A 16652-nucleotide genomic window follows, 5' to 3' on the forward strand; every position below is an offset into this window, starting at 1 on the left:
AAGGGCCCTGTCCCATCCGTTTTCGGTCCGTGAAGCGTGCGGAGACACGTTAGACGAGTTCGCGGACCGGGTGTGATCAGTGGTGATCACCTTCCGTGATCATGTCGGCGCCCCGGCGCGCCGTCGTCGGGCGGGGGCCCGCTCCCCGCCCCGTGCCGTCACCCGCAGGACGACGGCGGCGGTCGTGCCCGCGAGGAGGCCCCAGGTGAGGGCGGCGGGGATGCCGTGGCCGAGCCCGGCGATCCGGTACGCGAAGCCCCCGTACGGGCTCTCAGGGCTCAGCGCGATCCGTGCCGCCTGGGAGAGCAGCAGGCCGAGGACGGTCGCGCAGACCGTGACCACCGCCGTCGCGGGGACGGTGGCCCGGGTGAGCAGGCCGGGCAGCCACCGCAGGGCGCACCAGACCACGACGAGCACCAGGGCGTCGGGCGCGCGGTACAGGAGCCACTCCCCGGCCGGCGTGCCCGCCGGGCCGGTCCAGCCGCCGAGCAGCAGCCACTGGCGCAGCAGGTCGCCCGGTTCGGCGAGGAGGCCGCTGCCCGTGAAACCCGTCTGGAGGAGGACGGCGACCCGGTCGTACGAGAGGACGACCAGGGACAGGGCGATCAGGGCCGTCCCCGCGGTGGCGGCCAGGCGCGCGGCGCGGGCCGGGACGGCCGCGCGGGCCGGCGGTTCGGTGTCCTTGACGGCGATCCGGGCCGTGAACACGGTCGCCGCCGCCGCGACCAGCGAGGTGATCAGCACGATCTGCCGTCCCGAGGAGGCCGCGCCCGCCAACTGGGGCAGGAAGCGGTAACTGCCGTGCCCCGCCGCGGCGATCAGCCACGGCGTCGACACGGTGACCGCCAGGGCCCCGGCCACCGCGCCCCAGGCCCACACCGCGAGGAACGCGGCCGTCGTGCGGCCCCGGACCGGCGGCAGCCTGCGGACGAGGAGGAGCGCGCCGAGCGCGAAGAGGACGAAGAGGGCGCCGAAGCGGATCTGGAGCCCGGTCTCGTACAGCGCGCGGTAGCGGTCGCTGTCGCTCGTGGCGGTGTCCCCGGTGCCGCCGGACGTCTCCGCGCCGAGGCGGACCCCGGACGGCGGGTCGTACGCCCAGGGGGACAGCCAGCGTTCGAGTTCGGCGGCCGTCCCGTCGCCGAGCGTGCCTCCGGTGCCGGGCAGGTGCAGCGCCTGGGTGCTCGCACCCGCCCACCAGAGGAGCGCGGCGAGGATCAGCCCGCCGATCAGCGCCGGTATCGCCGCGCGCCGGTACGTCATGTGTGGTCCCCCGTCGGTGGTGCGTCTCGTGGAGCCGCCGGGGCTCCGTGCGGCTGCCGGTGCTCAGTACGGCCGTTGGCCCCAGGGAGACTAGAGGGCGGGGATCACGCGCGGGCCACGGGCCCGCCTCGTTTCGGATCCCGGGACGGCGCGTCCACGTTCCGAGACACCGTTGACCCGTCCCGTGACGGCCGCTACGTTCGCGCCATGTTGCGTACAGCCCTGCTCACCACGCGCGGTCACATCGACCTGCTGCGGGTGGCCTCCGCCGCGTGTCGCCGCGGCCGCTGACGCCCTTTCACCGCTCTCCGCTCCTCCCCTGACGCCCTGATCGCCGTGTGCGCGCGCCCGTTCCGCGCCCACGGACGCTGACGCGCACCCTCGCCGCCCCCTCCCTCCCGGAGTCCGTCATGACGGTCGACCACGCCCCACCCCCCTCGGCCCCTTCCGCGCCCGACATATCGGTTCTGCCCCGTTCGGGCGTCGAGTCCCTCACCCCCGCACGGGGATCCGGACGCGGCTTCTCCGTCCCCCGCTGGCTGCGCCGGGCCGTCGGACCGGTGCTGCTGCTCCTCCTCTGGCAACTGTCGAGCTCGGCGGGGGTGCTGCCGGCGGACGTGCTGGCGTCGCCGGGGACCGTCGCCCGGGCGGGCGGCGAGCTGATCGGGGACGGCACGCTGCCGCACGCCATGGGGATCTCGCTGCGCCGCGTCGCCGTGGGGCTGCTGCTCGGCGGGGCGGTGGGGATCGCCCTCGCCCTGGTGTCCGGGCTCTCGCGGCTCGGGGAGGACCTCGTCGACGCCCCCGTGCAGATGCTGCGGACGGTCCCCTGGGTCGGCCTCATCCCGCTGTTCATCATCTGGCTGGGGATCGGGGAGGCCCCGAAGGTGGCCCTCATCGCCCTGGGCGTCGCCTTCCATCTCTATCTGAACGTGTACGCCGGGATCCGGGGCGTCGACGCCCAACTCGTCGAGGCCGGCGAGTCCCTGGGGCTCGGCCGGTGGGGCCTGGTCCGGCACGTCGTCCTGCCGGGCGCGCTGCCCGGCGCCATGACCGGTCTGCGGTACTCCCTCGCCACGGCCTGGCTGGCGCTCGTCTTCGGCGAGTCGATCAACGCCGACGCCGGGATCGGCTTCCTCATGAACCAGGCCCGGGAGTTCTTCCGCACGGACGTGATCGTCGTCTGCCTGGTCGTCTACGCCTTCCTCGGCCTGCTCGCCGACGCCCTCGTCCGCACTCTCGAAAGGCTGCTGCTGCAATGGCGACCGACCTTCACCGGGCAGTGACCGTCCGGGGCCTCACCCGCTCCTTCGACGGGCGGCCCGTGGTCGACGGGCTCGATCTGACCCTGCACGCCGGGCAGTTCACCGCGCTGCTCGGGCACAGCGGCTGCGGCAAGTCCACGCTGCTGCGCGTCCTGGCCGGGCTCGACCGGGAGGTGTCCGGCACCGTCCTGGTCCCGCGCCGCCGCGCCGTCGCCTTCCAGGCTCCGCGCCTCATGCCCTGGAAGAGGGTCTGGCGCAACGTGCTGCTCGGCCTGCCGGGCAAGCCGGACCGGGAGGTCGCGGAGAAGGCCCTGGCCGAGGTGGGCCTCGGCGAGCGCTCGGGCGCCTGGCCGAAGACCCTCTCCGGCGGCGAGGCCCAGCGCGCCTCCCTCGCCAGGGCGTTGGTACGGGATCCGGACCTGCTGCTGCTCGACGAGCCGTTCGGCGCGCTCGACGCGCTCACCCGGATCAAGGCGCAGCGCCTGGTGGCCGAGCTGTGGCAGCGGCGCGGCTGCACGGTCCTGCTCGTCACGCACGACGTGGACGAGGCGCTGCTGCTCGCGGACCGCGCGCTGGTGATGCGGGACGGGGTCATCGCGTACGACACCGCCGTCGGCCTCGACCGGCCCCGCTCCCCCGGCGACCCCGCGCTCGCCGCGCTCCGCACCCGCCTGCTCGCCGAACTCGGCGTCGAGGAGGGGGAGGCCGCCGGGAAGGCGGCCTGAGCCCCGCCCCCGTACACGCCCCGTCCCCGTGCACGCCCGCGCACGCCCCTCGTCCCCGCATACGCCCTGTCCCCACGCACGCCCCCGCACACGCTTTCGCCCGCGTCCCCGGTCCCCGTACGCCCTCCGAGAAGAGAGTCCCGTGAAGTCCTTCCGCCCGTCCCTCGCCGCCCTGCTCCTGCCGCTGGCGCTCCTCGCCTCCGCCTGCTCCGGCGCCTCCGCGGCCGGTGAGTCCTCGAACTCCGACGGCAAGGGCTCCCTCGTCCTGAACGTCGGCGACCAGAAGGGCGGCGCCGAGGCCCTGCTGCGCGCCGCCGGTGAGCTCGACGACCTGCCGTACCGCGTCACCTGGTCGACGTTCACCTCCGGTCCACCCCTCCTGGAGGCGGTGAACGCGAAAGCCGTCGACATCGGCTCCGTCGGCAACACCCCGCCCGTCTTCGCCGCCGGCGCCGGCTCGAAGATCACCGTGGTCGCCGCGAGCCACGGTGACCCGGCGGGCGAGGCGATCCTCGTGCCCAGGGACTCGCCGCTGCGCACCGCGCGCGACCTGAAGGGCAAGAAGGTCGCCGTCGCCCAGGGCAGCTCCGCCCACTTCCAGCTCGTCGCCGCGCTCGCGAAGGCCGGTCTGAAGCCGTCCGACGTCCGGGTCACCCTGCTCCAGCCCGCCGACGCGCTGGCCGCGTTCACCACCGGCAAGGTGGACGCCTGGGCCGTCTGGGATCCGTACACCTCGCAGGTCCTGCTCAGCGGGAAGGGCCGGGTCCTCACCGACGGGCGCGGATCCGTCAACGGCCTCAACTTCCAGGTCGCCTCCCCCTCGGCGCTCGCCGACGAGGAGAAGGCGAAGGCCATCGGGGACTTCGTCGAGCGGCTGCGCCGCGCCCAGGACTGGGTGTACGAGCACCCGGAGGTGTGGGCGAAGGCATGGGCGAAGGAGACCGGCCTGCCGTACGAGGTGGCGCTCGCCGCAGTGAAGCGCAGCAACGGCACCCGCGTCCCCGTCGCCCTCGACGAGGCGGCCATCGCCTCCGAGCAGAAGATCGCCGACACCTTCGCCGAACTCAAGCTGATCCCCGGGAAGTTCCGCTTCGCGGACTACGTGGACACCCGTTTCAACAAGGACCTGCCGCCGTCGACCACCGCGGCGCGCAGCTACGGAAAGGCCTCCTGATGAGCGTCCATCTGCACTGGTTCCTGCCGACCGGCGGCGACGGCCGGACCCTCGTCGACCGGCACGCCTACACGGACGGCGGGATCACCCGGAACCGGACCGTGTCCGGGGTGCGCGCGCCCGACATCGACTATCTGGTCCAGATCGCCAAGGCGGCCGAGCAGTTGGGCTTCGAGGCGGTGCTGACCCCGACCGGCACGTGGTGCGAGGACGCCTGGCTGACCACGGTCGCCCTCGCCCAGCACACCGAGCGCCTGAAGTTCCTGGTGGCGTTCCGGCCGGGGGTGATCTCACCGGTGCTCGCGGCCCAGATGGCGTCCACGTACCAGCGGATCACCCGGGGCCGGCTCCTCCTCAACGTGGTGACCGGCGGCGACTCGGCCGAGCAGCGCCGCTTCGGCGACCACCTGGACCACGACCGGCGGTACGCGCGCACGGCCGAGTTCCTCTCGGTGGTGCGGGGCGTGTGGAGCGGGCGGCCGTACGACTTCGAGGGCGAGCACTTCCACGTCGAGGGCGGGCTCACGGCCCTTCCGCCGGACCCGCTGCCCGAGATCTTCTTCGGCGGCTCGTCCGAGGCGGCCGGGCCGGTGGCGGCGGAGCACGCCGACGTGTACCTGACGTGGGGCGAGCCGCCGTGGCAGGTGAAGGAGAAGATCGACTGGATCCGGCGGCTCGCGGAGGAGCGCGGCCGGACGGTCCGGTTCGGCATCCGGCTGCACACCATCTCCCGGGACTCGGCCCGCGAGGCGTGGGCGACCGCCGACCGGCTGCTCTCCGACCTGGACGACGAGACGGTCGCCGCCGCGCAGGAGCTCCTCGGCCGCAGCGAGTCGGTCGGCCAGCAGCGGATGCTGGCGCTGCACCGGGGCGGTTCGCTGGACCGCGAGCGCCTGGAGATCTCGCCGAACCTGTGGGCGGGCGTGGGTCTGGTGCGCGGCGGGGCCGGGACCGCGCTCGTCGGCAGCCACGCCGACGTCGCGGACCGGATCGAGGAGTACCACGACCTCGGGGTGGAGCACTTCGTGCTGTCGGGCTACCCGCACCTGGAGGAGGCGTACTGGTTCGGCGAGGGCGTGACGCCGGAGCTGGCGGCGCGCGGACTGCTGCCCGCTCCCCCGCCCTCCCCGCTCCTCGGCGTCCCGGCGACGAACGGACGTCCGGCCTCGGCCCCGGGCGGCGCCCCGCTGCTGGTGCCGGGCGGCCGGTAGGAGCCGCCGGCGGGGCGGGGGTGCGGGAAGATCCGCACCCCCGCCCCGGTTGGTAGAAGCGTGAACGATTTCGTGAGGGAAGAGGCGGCCGGGGAAGCGCGCGCGGTGGACGTCGTCGTGACCGGCGCCGGGCAGGCGGGCCTCTCCGCCGCCTTCCACCTGCGGCGCACCGGCCTGGAGCCGGACCGGGACTTCGTCGTCCTCGACCACGCCCCGCGCCCGGGCGGCGCCTGGCAGTTCCGGTGGCCCTCCCTCACGTACGGCAAGGTCCACGGGATGCACGCGCTGCCCGGGATGGAGCTGACCGGCGCGGACCCCGCGCGCCCCTCCTCCGAGGTGATCGGCGGCTACTTCGACGCGTACGAGCGGACCTTCGGCCTGCGGGTCCACCGGCCCGTGGACGTGACCGCCGTCCGGGAGGGCGAGGGCGGCCGGCTCCGGGTCGAGACCTCGGAGGGCGTCTACGCGGCCCGGGCCCTGATCAACGCCACCGGCACCTGGGACCGCCCCTTCTGGCCGCGCTACCCGGGCCAGGAGACCTTCCGGGGCCGCCAACTGCACACGGCCGGATACCCGGGTCCGGAGGAGTTCGCCGGGCGGCGGGTGCTCGTGGTGGGCGGCGGGGCCTCCGGCACCCAGCACCTGATGGAGATCGCCGAGGTCGCCGCCGACACCTTCTGGGTGACCCGGCGCGAGCCCGTCTTCCGGGAGGGCCCGTTCGGCGAGGCGGAGGGCCGCGCGGCCGTCGCGCTCGTCGAGGAGCGGGTGCGGCGCGGGCTGCCGCCGCAGAGCGTCGTCTCGGTCACCGGCCTGCCCCTCAACGACGCGATCCGGGCGGCACGCGCGCGGGGGGTCCTGGACCGGCTCCCGATGTTCGACCGGATCACCCCGACCGGGGTGGCCTGGGACGACGGCCGGAGCGTCGACGTGGACGTGATCCTGTGGGCGACCGGCTTCCGGGCGGCGATCGACCACCTGACCCCGCTGCGGCTGCGGGAGCCGGGCGGCGGCATCCGGCTGGAGGGCACGCGCGCGGTGCGGGACGAGCGCGTCCACCTCGTGGGCTACGGCCCCTCGGCCTCGACGATCGGCGCCAACCGGGCCGGACGCGCGGCGGTCTCCGGCGTCCGCCGGCTCCTGCGCCGCGAGAAGGACCGCGAGGAGGGCCGGGAGCAGGACCGGGCCGCCGTCCCCGCGGGCTGACCCGCCCCCGCCGGCCGACCCGTCCCCGCGGACGGGCCGACCCGTCCTCGCCGGCGGGCCCGTTCCCGCCGTCTCAGGGCTTCTCCGCCTTCCGGTGGGCGTTGAACTCGGCCACGTTCGCCCGGTGGGAGGCGTAGTCGGCGGCGAAGCGGGTGTCGCCCGGGGCCACCGTGACGAAGTAGAGCCAGTCCCCGTCCGCCGGGCGGACCACCGCCTCCAGGGCCTGGTCCCCCGGGTTGCCGATGGGGGTCGGCGGCAGGCCCTTGCGCGCGTAGGTGTTGTACGGGCTGGTGGAGCGGGTGTCCTCGTGGGTGGTGTCCACGGTGCTGCGGCCCAGGGCGTAGTTGAGGGTCGAGTCCATCTGGAGGGCCATGCCCCGGGCGAGCCGGTTGTGGACGACCCGGGCGACCTTGGCCATGTCGTCCGGGTTGTCGGCCTCGGCCTGGACGATGCTGGCCGCGATCACCGTCTCGTACACGCTCATTCCGTGGGACCGGGCGCCCTCGGCGATCTCCGGGGTGCCGAACCGCTTTCCGGCCGTGTCCACCATGAAGCGCAGCAGGCCCTCCGGTGCGGTGGTGGAGAGGACCGGATAGGTGGCGGGGAAGAGGTAGCCCTCGGGGTTGCCGCGGGCCTCGGCGGGCAGCGGGAGGGCGGTGGTGGGGGCGGTCGCGGTCTTCCGGGCGGCTCCCGGAGGGAGTCCGAGCGCCCGGTCGACGGCCGTGTAGACCTGGGCCGAGCGCCAGCCCTCCGGGACGAGCAGGGGCCGGGGCCGCTCGGCGGCCGGCCGCTCGTCGTGGGCGAGCAGCAGGGCGACGGTGACCGCGGCGGCGGCGAGGACGCCTCCGAGGAGGAGCACCAGCCACCCGCGCCGGGTGAGGCGGGGGCGGCGGGGCGGCCGGGGAGGGCGGGAACGGCGCGGGGGTGCGTACGGTGTCGGCCGGTACGTCATGGGCGCACGCTAACCCGGCCCGTACGGGAATCCGGGGAACCCCGCACGCGACGGCCCCCGTACGGCGGCCGGGCGCCGTCTCCCGGGACGCTCACGCGGTCCGGGAGACGGCCGCCCCCACCGATTCGTCCTCCGGGGGCGTGGCGCCGTCCCTGCGGACCAGGGCGGCGTACCGCCCGTCCCGGGCGAGCAGCTCCTCGTGCGTCCCGCGCTCGGCGATCCGCCCCTCCTCCAGGACGACGATCTGGTCGGCGTCGCGGACGGTGGAGAGCCGGTGGGCGATGGTGATCGTGGTGCGGCCGGCCGACAGGGCGTCGATGGCCCGCTGCACGGCGTGCTCGGTGCGGGTGTCCAGGGCGCTGGTCGCCTCGTCGAGGATCAGCACGGGCGGGTCGCGCAGGATGGTGCGCGCGATGGCGAGGCGCTGCTTCTCGCCGCCCGAGAAGCGGTAGCCGCGCTCGCCGACCAGGGTGTCGTAGCCGTCGGGCAGCGAGGCGATGTGGTCGTGGATCTGGGCGGCGCGGGCGGCGGCCTCGATCTCCTCGTCGGTGGCGTCCGGCTTGGCGAAGCGGAGGTTGTCGGCGACGGAGGCGTGGAAGAGGTACGTCTCCTGCGAGACGACGCCGACCGCGCGGGCGAGGGTGTCGAAGTCCAGGTCGCGCACGTCGACCCCGTCGAGGGTGACGCGCCCTTCGGTGACGTCGTACAGCCGGGGCACCAGATAGCTGAGGGTGGACTTGCCGGAGCCGGTCGGGCCGACGACGGCCAGGCTGCCGCCGGCGGGGACGGTCAGGTCGACGGCGTCCAGGGTCGGGCGGCCGGGGGCCCCGGCGTCGTACCAGAACTCGACCTTCTCGAAGGCGACCTCGCCGCGGACCGCCGGCAGCCGGACCGGCTCGGCGGGCTCGGTGATGTCGACGGGCAGGTCGAGGTACTCGAAGATGCGCTGGAAGAGCGCGAGGGAGGTCTGCATCTGCACGCCGGTGGAGAGCAGGCTGACGGCGGGCCGGAAGAGGCCCTGCTGGAGCGAGACGAAGGCGACGAGCGTGCCGAGGGAGATGGCGGTGCCGGCCGATCCGGTCGCCAGGCCGGCGGCCCAGTAGATCAGGGCGGGCATGGCGGCCATGACGATGCCGATGGTGGACATCCGCCACCGTCCGGCCATGGAGGAGCGGACCTCCAGGTCGACCAGGCGCTCGGACTCCTCGGCGAAGGACCGGGTCAGCGAGTCGGCGCGGCCCATGGTGCGGCCGAGCAGGATGCCGCTGACCGAGAGGGACTCGGTGACGGTCGCGGCCATGACGGCCATCTGCTTCTGGCGCTGGGTGGTGATCCGCTTGCGCTCGCGGCCGACGCGGCGGCTGATCCAGACGAAGACCGGCAGCAGGAGCAGCGAGACGAGGGTGAGGCGCCAGTCGAGGGCGAGCATGGCGACGACGGTCGCGACGACGGCGGTGAGGTTGGAGACGAGGGAGGTGGCCGTGGAGGTGACGGTCGCCTGCATGCCGCCGATGTCGTTGGCGATGCGGGACTGGACCTCGCCGGTGCGCGTGCGTGTGAAGAAGGCGAGCGGCATCCGCTGGAGCTGCTCGTAGACCGCGGTGCGCAGGTCGTGCATGACGCGCTGGCCGACGGTGGTCGAGATGAGGGTCTGGAGCACGCCGAAGACGCTGGTCAGGACGGCGGTGACGATCATGCCGAGGGCGAGCAGGCTGAGCAGCCCGGTGCGGCCCTGGGGGATCGCGACGTCCAGGATCTCCCTGAGCAGGAACGGCGAGGCGACCGAGACGAGCGAGGCGGCGCCGACCAGGAGGCCGACGAGCGCCAGGCGCGCGCGGTAGGGGCGGAAGAGCCGCAGGATGCGCCGCACCTGGGCGGGCTCCTTCGGTTCTCCGGGGTCACGGGGCGGGGGCGTCCATTCGGACTGTTCCTGGGGGCGCATGGGCTCCTTCGGAGGTCTCGGTGTCGATCAGAGCATAGGTCACTGTTACCTATACTCACAATGAACGGGGTCCTGATATTGTTCCCGTCATGAGCACTACCGACCGCACGAGCGATCCGGACGCCCCCGTCCGCACGGGCGGGGAGGGCGCCCCGGGCCGTGCGGGCGGGCCGGGCGCCTCCGACGCCGACGGACTCCTCGCCGAGCAGTTGCTCCGGCTCACCCGCCGGCTGCACCGCATCCAGAAGCGCCACCTGGAGCCGGTCGGCATCACCCCCGCGCAGTCCCGGCTCCTGCGCACGGTCGCGGCCTTCGGGGAGCCGCCCCGGATGGCCGACCTCGCGGCCCGTCTGGAGGTCGTCCCCAGGGCGGTGACCAGCCTCGTCGACGGTCTGGAGGCGGCCGGCCGGGTGCGCAGGGCGCCCGATCCGGACAACCGCCGCGTGATCCGGATCGAGCTCACCGACGCGGGCCGCGCCACGCTGCGGGAGCTGCGCAGCGCGCGCCGGGCGGCCGCAGAGGACATCCTTGCCCCATTGACCGCCGAACAGCGCGAGGTGCTCGGAGGCCTGCTGACCGCCCTGGTCGACCCCGGCCCGGAGGGCGGCTGCTGACCCCTCGGGGACGGGATCGCGCCGAAGGGGAGCCGTGACATGCCGCTGCTGGAACCGGATCCGCAGGCCCTCCGTCCCGGCCGGGAGCGGACCCCGGCCCCGGACCGGGTCCCGGATCTGCACGCCAAGGGGACCTCGCGCCGGCTGCGCGAGGAGCTGACCGGGATCCTCGGCCCCGGGAAGGTGCTCGGGAGGATCTCCGACCTCGTCCGCTACGCCTCGGACGCGAGCCCCTACCGCTTCGTCCCGCAGGTCGTCGTGGTCGCCGAGGACATCGACGACGTCTCCGCCGTCCTGTCCTACGCCCACGGCAAGGGCCGCGAGGTCGTCTTCCGGGCCGCCGGGACCAGTCTCAACGGGCAGGCGCAGGGCGAGGACGTCCTCGTGGACGTGCGCCGCCACTGGGCCGGCGTCGAGGTCCTGGACGGCGGCGCCCGTGCCCGGATCCGCCCCGGCACCACCGTCGTGCGGGCCAACGCGGCGCTCGCCCCCCACGGGCGGGTCCTCGGCCCCGACCCCGCCAGCGCGATCGCCTGCACGATCGGCGGGGTCGTCGCCAACAACGCCTCGGGCATGACGGCCGGCACGACCCGCAACTCCTACCGGACGGTCGCCTCGCTCACCGCCGTCCTGCCGAGCGGCACCGTGGTCGACACCGCCGACCCGGACGCCGACGAGGAGCTGGCGCGCGCCGAACCGGCGCTCTGCGCGGAGCTGCTCGCGCTGAAGGCCGAGATCGAGGCGGACGCCGAGCTGACCGCCCGCATCCGGGCCAAGTACACCCTCAAGAACACCAACGGCTACCGGCTCGACGCCTTCCTCGACGGGGACACGCCCGTCGAGATCCTGCGGGGCCTCATGGTGGGCTCCGAGGGCACCCTCGGCTTCCTCTCCGAGGTCGTCTTCGACACCCTGCCGCTGGACCGCGAGGTCTCCACGGCGCTGCTCTTCTTCCCTTCGCTGCCGGCCGCCGCCGCGGCCGTGCCGCTGTTCAACGACGCCGGTGCGATCGCCGTCGAGCTGATGGACGGCAACACGCTGCGGGCCTCGGTCAGCGTGGCGGGCGTGCCCGCCGACTGGGCCGAGCTGCCCAAGGACACCACGGCGCTCCTGGTCGAGTTCCGGGCCCCGGACCCGGCCGCCCTGGAGGCGTGCGAGCGGGCGGCGGACGGGGTCCTCGCCGGGCTCGGCCTCGTCGCCCCGGTGGCGTCCGTGGAGAACGCGTTCACCCGCGACCCGAAGCGGATCGGCGGCTACTGGAGGGCGCGCAAGGCGTTCGTGACGGCGGTCGGCGGCTCGCGCCCCTCCGGCACGACCCTGATCACCGAGGACTTCGCGGTGCCGCCGGCCCGGCTCGCGGAGGCCTGCGCCGCGCTGCTCGACCTCCAGGAGCAGCACGGCTTCGACGCGGCCGTGGCCGGCCACGCGGCCCACGGCAACCTGCACTTCCTGCTCGCCTTCGACGCGGCCGACCCCTCGGACGTCGAGCGGTACGCGGCCTTCATGGACGAGTTCTGCAAGCTGACCGTGGAGCGCTTCGACGGCTCCCTGAAGGCCGAGCACGCCACCGGCCGCAACATCGCGCCCTTCCTGGAGCTGGAGTGGGGGACGCGGGCGACCGAGCTGATGTGGCGGATCAAGGAGGCCTTCGACCCGGCCGGGGTGCTGGCCCCGCGGGTCATCCTGGACCGCGACCCGCAGGCCCATCTGCGCGGCCTGAAGACGATCCCGGCCGTGGAGCGGATCGCCGACCCCTGCATCGAGTGCGGCTTCTGCGAACCGACCTGCCCCAGCCACGACCTGACGACCACGCCGCGCCAGCGGATCGTGCTGCGCCGGGAGATGCTCCGGCAGAACGACGGCTCGCCGGTCGAGACCCGCCTCCTGGAGGAGTACGGCTACGACGCCGTCGACACCTGCGCCGGCGACTCCACGTGCGCGCTCGCCTGCCCGGTCGGCATCGACACGGGCGCCCTGATGAAGGAGTTCCGGCACGAGCGGCACTCGCCGGGCGAGGAGCGGATCGCCGCCCTGACCGCGAAGAACTTCCGGGCCGTGGAGGCCTCCGCGCGGCTCGCGGTCGCCGCCGCCGACCGGCTCGGCGACCGGGTCGCGGAGTCGGTGACCGCCCTCGCCCGCCGGGCGGTCCGCCCCGACCTCGTACCGGAGTGGCTGCCGGAGGTCCCCGGCGCGGCGCGGCGGCGGCTGCCCCGCACCCACCGCCCGGCGGCGACCGCCGTCTACTACCCGGCCTGTGTGAACCGGATCTTCGGCGAACCGGACGGCGAGGCCGGGCCCTCGCTCCCCGAGGCCGTCGTCGCGGTGTCGGCGCGGGCCGGGCGGCCGGTGTGGATCCCGGACGACGTGGCCGGCACCTGCTGCGCGACGATCTGGCACTCCAAGGGGTACGAGCGGGGCAACGAGGTGATGGCCAACCGGATCGTCGAGGCGGCCTGGGGGTGGACGGCGGGCGGGACGCTGCCGCTCGTGGTGGACGCCTCCTCGTGCACGCTCGGCATCGCGCGCGAGGTGGTGCCGTACCTGACGGAGGAGAACCGGGAGCTGCACGCCGGGCTCACGGTGGTGGACTCGCTGGTGTGGGCGGCGGACGAGCTGCTCCCCCGGCTCGACGTGCGCCGCCGGGTCGGCTCCGCCGTGGTCCACCCGACGTGTTCGATGCGGCACCTGGGCGTCGAGGACCGGCTGACCGGGCTGGCCGGGGCCTGCGCGGAGGAGGTCGTCGTCCCCGCCGACGCGGGCTGCTGCGCCTTCGCGGGCGACCGGGGCATGCTGCACCCGGAGCTGACGGCGTCGGCGACGGCCCGGGAGGCGGCCGAGGTCACGGCCCGCCCGTTCGACGCGCACCTCTCGGCCAACCGGACGTGCGAGATCGGGATGGACCGGGCGACGGGCCGGACCTACCGGTCGGCGCTGATCGCCCTGGAGCGCGCCACGCGCCCCTGACCTCCCCCGCGCGGCGGCGCCTTCGTACGTTCGGGTGACAGTCGGCGTCCGGTGCGACCCCGGGCGGGATCCGGAACAGTAGGGTCCGACTGTCCGGCACGGGGGCCTGTCGGCGCCCTCGCGCACCGTCGGTCACCGGAGCCGGGGCCGTGCGGGACGCATCGAGCAGCCGTGCCCACAGCCCCGGGAGGTCCCTTGGACGAGCAGACGCCGCACGCCCCGAGCCGCCGCGAGGTCCTCAGGACCGGCGCGGGGGCGGCCGGAGCGGGGCTCGGTCTCACCGCCGTCGGCGCCGGGGCCGGGACCGCCCACGCGGTTCCCGGAGCGGCCCCCGCGGCCGTGCCGGCGCCCCGGGGCGCCACCATGGCCGGGGTCCCCTTCGAGGCCCGTTCCACGGTCCGGGTGGGCATCGTCGGCTTCGGCAACCGGGGCGGCTCCGTGATCGGCCACTTCCTCGCCCACTCCTGGGTGCGGGTGGTCGCCGTCTGCGACCCGGTGCGGGAGAAGGCCGAGCGGGCCGCCGCGCGGGTGGTCGCCGCGGGACAGCCGGCCCCCGCCCTGTACGCCAACGGCGAGGAGGACTACGCGAACCTCTGCGCCCGCACCGACCTCGACCTCGTCTACGTGGCCACCCCCTGGGACACCCACTTCGCCGTCGCCCGGGCCGCGATGCTGAACGGCAAGCACGTCGGCGTGGAGTGCCCGGTCGCCATGACGATCGACGAGCTGTGGGAGCTGGTCGACCTCTCGGAGCGGACCCGCCGGCACTGCATGCAGTTGGAGAACTGCTGCTACGGGCGGAACGAGATGCGGGTCCTGCGGATGGCGCACGCGGGGAAGTTCGGCGAACTCCTGCACGGCGCGGGGGCGTACAACCACGACCTGCGCGCCCTGCTGTTCTCGCCGACGTACTACGAGGGGCCCTGGCGCCGGCTGTGGCACACCCGGCTGCGCGGCGACCTCTACCCCAACCACGGCTTCGGCCCGGTCGCGAACTACATGGACCTCAACCGGGGCGACCGGGCGGTGAGCATCAGCAGCCTCGGCACCCCGGCGCTCGGACTCGCCGAGTACCGGAAGGAGCACGTGCCGTCCGGCGACCCGAGCTGGAAGGAGACGTACGTCGGGAGCGACCGGACGGTCAGTCTCGTCCGGACGGCCAGGGGGCGGGTGATCCGGCTCGAACACGACGTCTCCACCCCGCACCCGTACAGCAGGGTCAACAGCCTGGGCGGCACCCGGGGCGTCTTCGAGGACTATCCGCCCCGGATCTATCTGGAGCCGGACCACAAGGACGACGAGTGGGGCGACTTCTCGGCCTACGCCGCCGCGTTCGACCACTGGCTGTGGAAGGAGCACGCCAACCCGCCGGGCGCGCACGGCGGCATGGACTACCTCATGGTCTACCGCCTGGTGCAGTGCCTGCAGAAGGGGCTCGTGCCGGACTTCGACGTGTACGACGCCGCCGTCTGGACGGCTCCGGTGCCGCTGAGCCACGCCTCGATCAGGGCGGGCGGGGCGCCGCAGGAAATCCCGGACTTCACGCGCGGGGAGTGGCAGCGGGCCCGCCCGGGCGTGGACTCGGTGAAGCCGGTCTGAGGTCCGGGGCCCGGGGAAGGACCGTGCCCGGCCCCCCGCGCGTGCGGGGCGCCGGGCACGGCTTCCTCAGCAGCGGCGCAGGTCCCGGGTCACGGTGCCCTGGACGGCCGTCAGGGTCCGGTCGTGGCAGCCCCCGGAGCCGTACAGGCGGTAGCGCTCGGTCGTGGTGCCGACGGCGTGCCGCTCCTCGCGCGGCACGCCGGTGGTGTAGGTGGCGTCGCCGGTGTACGTGTCGTCGAGGTGCGTCCGGGACGGGCGCCGTCCGTCGCGCAGGACGGTGGTGTCGGCGCGGTCCCCGAGCGTGAGGACGGTCCGCAGCCGGTCGCCCGCGCCGATCGTGGTCTCGCCGTCCATGGTGTACGTACGGTCGGCGCGGGTGGTGGTGCGGCCGCTGGTCACGGTCTCGCGGTCGGTCCAGCGGGCGGTGAGCGCGTCCGGGTTCTCCCCCTCGCCCCAGCGGTGGACGGAGGTGTGGCCGACGGTCCGAGTGACGGTGGTGGCGACCCGGCCGTGCGAGGTGTTCAGGTGGCCGGCGACGGTGAGCCGGTGGCCGGCGTCGGTGTCGAGCCGGTGGAGGGCGTCCGCCGAACCTGGCGTGTACACCGAGGAGTTGCGGGGCGCGGTCTCCTCGTGCCGGTCGAGTCCCCCGGTGACGACCCGGCTGCCCTCGTCCTGCCAGAGGAGGATGTTGGTGGGCACGGACCAGCCCGCCTGGCCGGCCGGGACGCCGGCGACGGTGACCTCCACGCGGTGGGGGCGCCCGTCGTTGAGGATCCCGGCGAAGGGGGTCAGGTCGTGGACGACCGGCCGCACGTCGAAGGCGCGGGGGCCGGGGGTGACGTACCAGAGGAAGGGGTTGGACCAGCCGCCGGTCCAGACCGTGGGGAAGGGGGCGGCGATGCCGGCGAGGCGTCCGTCGACGGAGACGCGGACCTCGCGGTGCGGTCCGCCGGACGCCCGGCAGGAGGAGGGCGCGGCGTCGGGGACGGAGAGGTACCAGTACTCCTCGCAGCCGCCGCCCGAGCCGGTGGCGTACACCTCGGCGAGGAGGCGTTCGGTGTTGCGCGGGGTGGTGAGGGTGGCGCCGGTGAGCGGGAGGACCCGGTCGGGGGTGCCGGCGGCGGGCTTCACGCGGCCCCGGGCGGTGTGGAAGGTGAGGGTGACGCGGACGTCGAGGACGCCGGTGTACGTCTCGTTCACGACATTGCCGATGAGCATCTCGACGGGCTGCGGCCGGGCGAGGACGTCGCGGTAGCGGGTGACGTCCTTCTCGACGGACCAGGTGATGCCGTCGGGCGAGGGCTGGGGCGTGGAGGTGCGGAGGATCTCGACGCCGCCGACGGCGACGTGTCCGAGCCGGTCGTACTGGCGGCCCTTCACCGTGCCCTCCAGGCGGAGGACGACCTTGTTCCAGGCGGTGCCGCACTCCTTCGGCGGGGTGTAACTCCCCCGGTACGGGGTGAAGTCGCGGAACCGCGCGGCCGCGAGGACGACTTCGCAGCTCGGGGTTCCGGGGGTGTCGACGGGCGGGGCGGCGGTGACCGGGTCGTGCCAGTCGGTGGTGAACTCGGCCGGGGGCGTGGGGCCGTCCGGGCCCGCGGCGGCGGCCGGCTGGAGGGTGAACAGCGCGGCGGCGGTCAGGAGCAGCGCGCCGATCGCCCTCGTGGTCCTGGGTGATCTCATGGGGCGGAAGTGAAGCGCGGTGGCCCCGGCCGGTCCAGAGGACGATGATCGGACGTGGCG

General features: G+C 74.6%; 12 protein-coding genes. 8 read left to right on the forward strand and 4 right to left on the reverse strand.

Going from position 1 to position 16652, the window contains the following annotated elements; all coding sequences use genetic code 11:
* Positions 1–99: 99 nt before the first annotated feature.
* On the reverse strand, positions 100–1260 hold the full coding sequence (locus tag ACFYNX_RS27865) for a hypothetical protein (RefSeq protein ID WP_388665213.1): 1161 nt from the start codon (positions 1258–1260) through the stop codon (positions 100–102).
* 410 nt (positions 1261–1670) lie between these two features.
* Between ACFYNX_RS27865 and ACFYNX_RS27870 the strand changes: the two genes are divergently transcribed.
* The 5 genes from ACFYNX_RS27870 to ACFYNX_RS27890 all read left to right on the forward strand — a co-directional run bounded on the left by ACFYNX_RS27870 (position 1671) and on the right by ACFYNX_RS27890 (position 6838).
* The gene (locus tag ACFYNX_RS27870) at positions 1671–2546 is read left to right on the forward strand and encodes an ABC transporter permease (RefSeq protein ID WP_388665215.1); all 876 of its coding nucleotides are present in this window, start codon (positions 1671–1673) and stop codon (positions 2544–2546) included.
* Complete coding sequence (locus tag ACFYNX_RS27875; RefSeq protein ID WP_388665217.1) at positions 2519–3250, forward strand: ABC transporter ATP-binding protein; 732 nt, start codon at positions 2519–2521, stop codon at positions 3248–3250. Before ACFYNX_RS27870 ends, ACFYNX_RS27875 begins: the two co-directional genes overlap by 28 nt.
* Before the next feature lie 142 nt (positions 3251–3392).
* Entirely contained in the window at positions 3393–4424 is a 1032-nt protein-coding gene (locus ACFYNX_RS27880) for an ABC transporter substrate-binding protein (protein ID WP_388665219.1), read from the forward strand.
* Entirely contained in the window at positions 4424–5635 is a 1212-nt protein-coding gene (locus tag ACFYNX_RS27885; protein ID WP_365548194.1) for an LLM class flavin-dependent oxidoreductase, read from the forward strand. The genes ACFYNX_RS27880 and ACFYNX_RS27885 overlap by 1 nt, the downstream gene beginning before the upstream one ends.
* 60 nt (positions 5636–5695) lie before the next feature.
* Complete coding sequence (locus ACFYNX_RS27890; RefSeq protein WP_388665221.1) at positions 5696–6838, forward strand: NAD(P)-binding domain-containing protein; 1143 nt, start codon at positions 5696–5698, stop codon at positions 6836–6838.
* A 73-nt stretch (positions 6839–6911) separates the two neighbouring features.
* Here ACFYNX_RS27890 and mltG read toward each other — a convergent pair whose 3' ends face one another.
* Complete coding sequence (gene mltG / locus ACFYNX_RS27895) at positions 6912–7790, reverse strand: endolytic transglycosylase MltG (RefSeq protein WP_388665223.1); 879 nt, start codon at positions 7788–7790, stop codon at positions 6912–6914.
* 91 nt (positions 7791–7881) lie between these two features.
* Positions 7882–9732, reverse strand: a complete 1851-nt coding sequence (locus tag ACFYNX_RS27900) for an ABC transporter ATP-binding protein (protein ID WP_388665226.1) — start codon at positions 9730–9732, stop codon at positions 7882–7884.
* Positions 9733–9821: 89 nt separating this feature from the next.
* On the opposite strand from ACFYNX_RS27900, the gene ACFYNX_RS27905 reads away from it, so the two are divergent.
* The 3 genes from ACFYNX_RS27905 (at position 9822) to ACFYNX_RS27915 (ending at position 14909) form a co-directional block, all read left to right on the forward strand.
* The gene (locus ACFYNX_RS27905; RefSeq protein ID WP_388665228.1) at positions 9822–10346 is read left to right on the forward strand and encodes a MarR family winged helix-turn-helix transcriptional regulator; all 525 of its coding nucleotides are present in this window, start codon (positions 9822–9824) and stop codon (positions 10344–10346) included.
* A gap of 39 nt (positions 10347–10385) precedes the next feature.
* On the forward strand, positions 10386–13310 hold the full coding sequence (locus tag ACFYNX_RS27910; RefSeq protein WP_388665230.1) for an FAD-binding and (Fe-S)-binding domain-containing protein: 2925 nt from the start codon (positions 10386–10388) through the stop codon (positions 13308–13310).
* Between the two features lie 195 nt (positions 13311–13505).
* A complete protein-coding gene (locus ACFYNX_RS27915; protein ID WP_365548212.1) occupies positions 13506–14909 on the forward strand; it encodes a Gfo/Idh/MocA family oxidoreductase in 1404 nt (467 codons plus the stop codon).
* 66 nt (positions 14910–14975) lie between these two features.
* On the opposite strand, the gene ACFYNX_RS27920 is transcribed toward ACFYNX_RS27915, so the two are convergent.
* A complete protein-coding gene (locus tag ACFYNX_RS27920; RefSeq protein WP_388665233.1) occupies positions 14976–16592 on the reverse strand; it encodes a peptide-N4-asparagine amidase in 1617 nt (538 codons plus the stop codon).
* Positions 16593–16652 lie beyond the last annotated feature (60 nt).

This window comes from Streptomyces sp. NPDC007872 (genome assembly GCF_042868165.1).
Classification (GTDB): domain Bacteria; phylum Actinomycetota; class Actinomycetes; order Streptomycetales; family Streptomycetaceae; genus Streptomyces.

Coding starts and splice junctions, on each gene's coding strand:
- ACFYNX_RS27910 (WP_388665230.1), top strand. CDS start 10,386: ATGCCGCTGCTGGAACCGGATCCGCAGGCCCTCCGTCCCGGCCGGGAG.
- ACFYNX_RS27875 (WP_388665217.1), top strand. CDS start 2,519: ATGGCGACCGACCTTCACCGGGCAGTGACCGTCCGGGGCCTCACCCGC.
- ACFYNX_RS27870 (WP_388665215.1), top strand. CDS start 1,671: ATGACGGTCGACCACGCCCCACCCCCCTCGGCCCCTTCCGCGCCCGAC.
- mltG (WP_388665223.1), bottom strand. CDS start 7,790: ATGACGTACCGGCCGACACCGTACGCACCCCCGCGCCGTTCCCGCCCT.
- ACFYNX_RS27865 (WP_388665213.1), bottom strand. CDS start 1,260: ATGACGTACCGGCGCGCGGCGATACCGGCGCTGATCGGCGGGCTGATC.
- ACFYNX_RS27905 (WP_388665228.1), top strand. CDS start 9,822: ATGAGCACTACCGACCGCACGAGCGATCCGGACGCCCCCGTCCGCACG.
- ACFYNX_RS27885 (WP_365548194.1), top strand. CDS start 4,424: ATGAGCGTCCATCTGCACTGGTTCCTGCCGACCGGCGGCGACGGCCGG.
- ACFYNX_RS27900 (WP_388665226.1), bottom strand. CDS start 9,732: ATGCGCCCCCAGGAACAGTCCGAATGGACGCCCCCGCCCCGTGACCCC.
- ACFYNX_RS27920 (WP_388665233.1), bottom strand. CDS start 16,592: ATGAGATCACCCAGGACCACGAGGGCGATCGGCGCGCTGCTCCTGACC.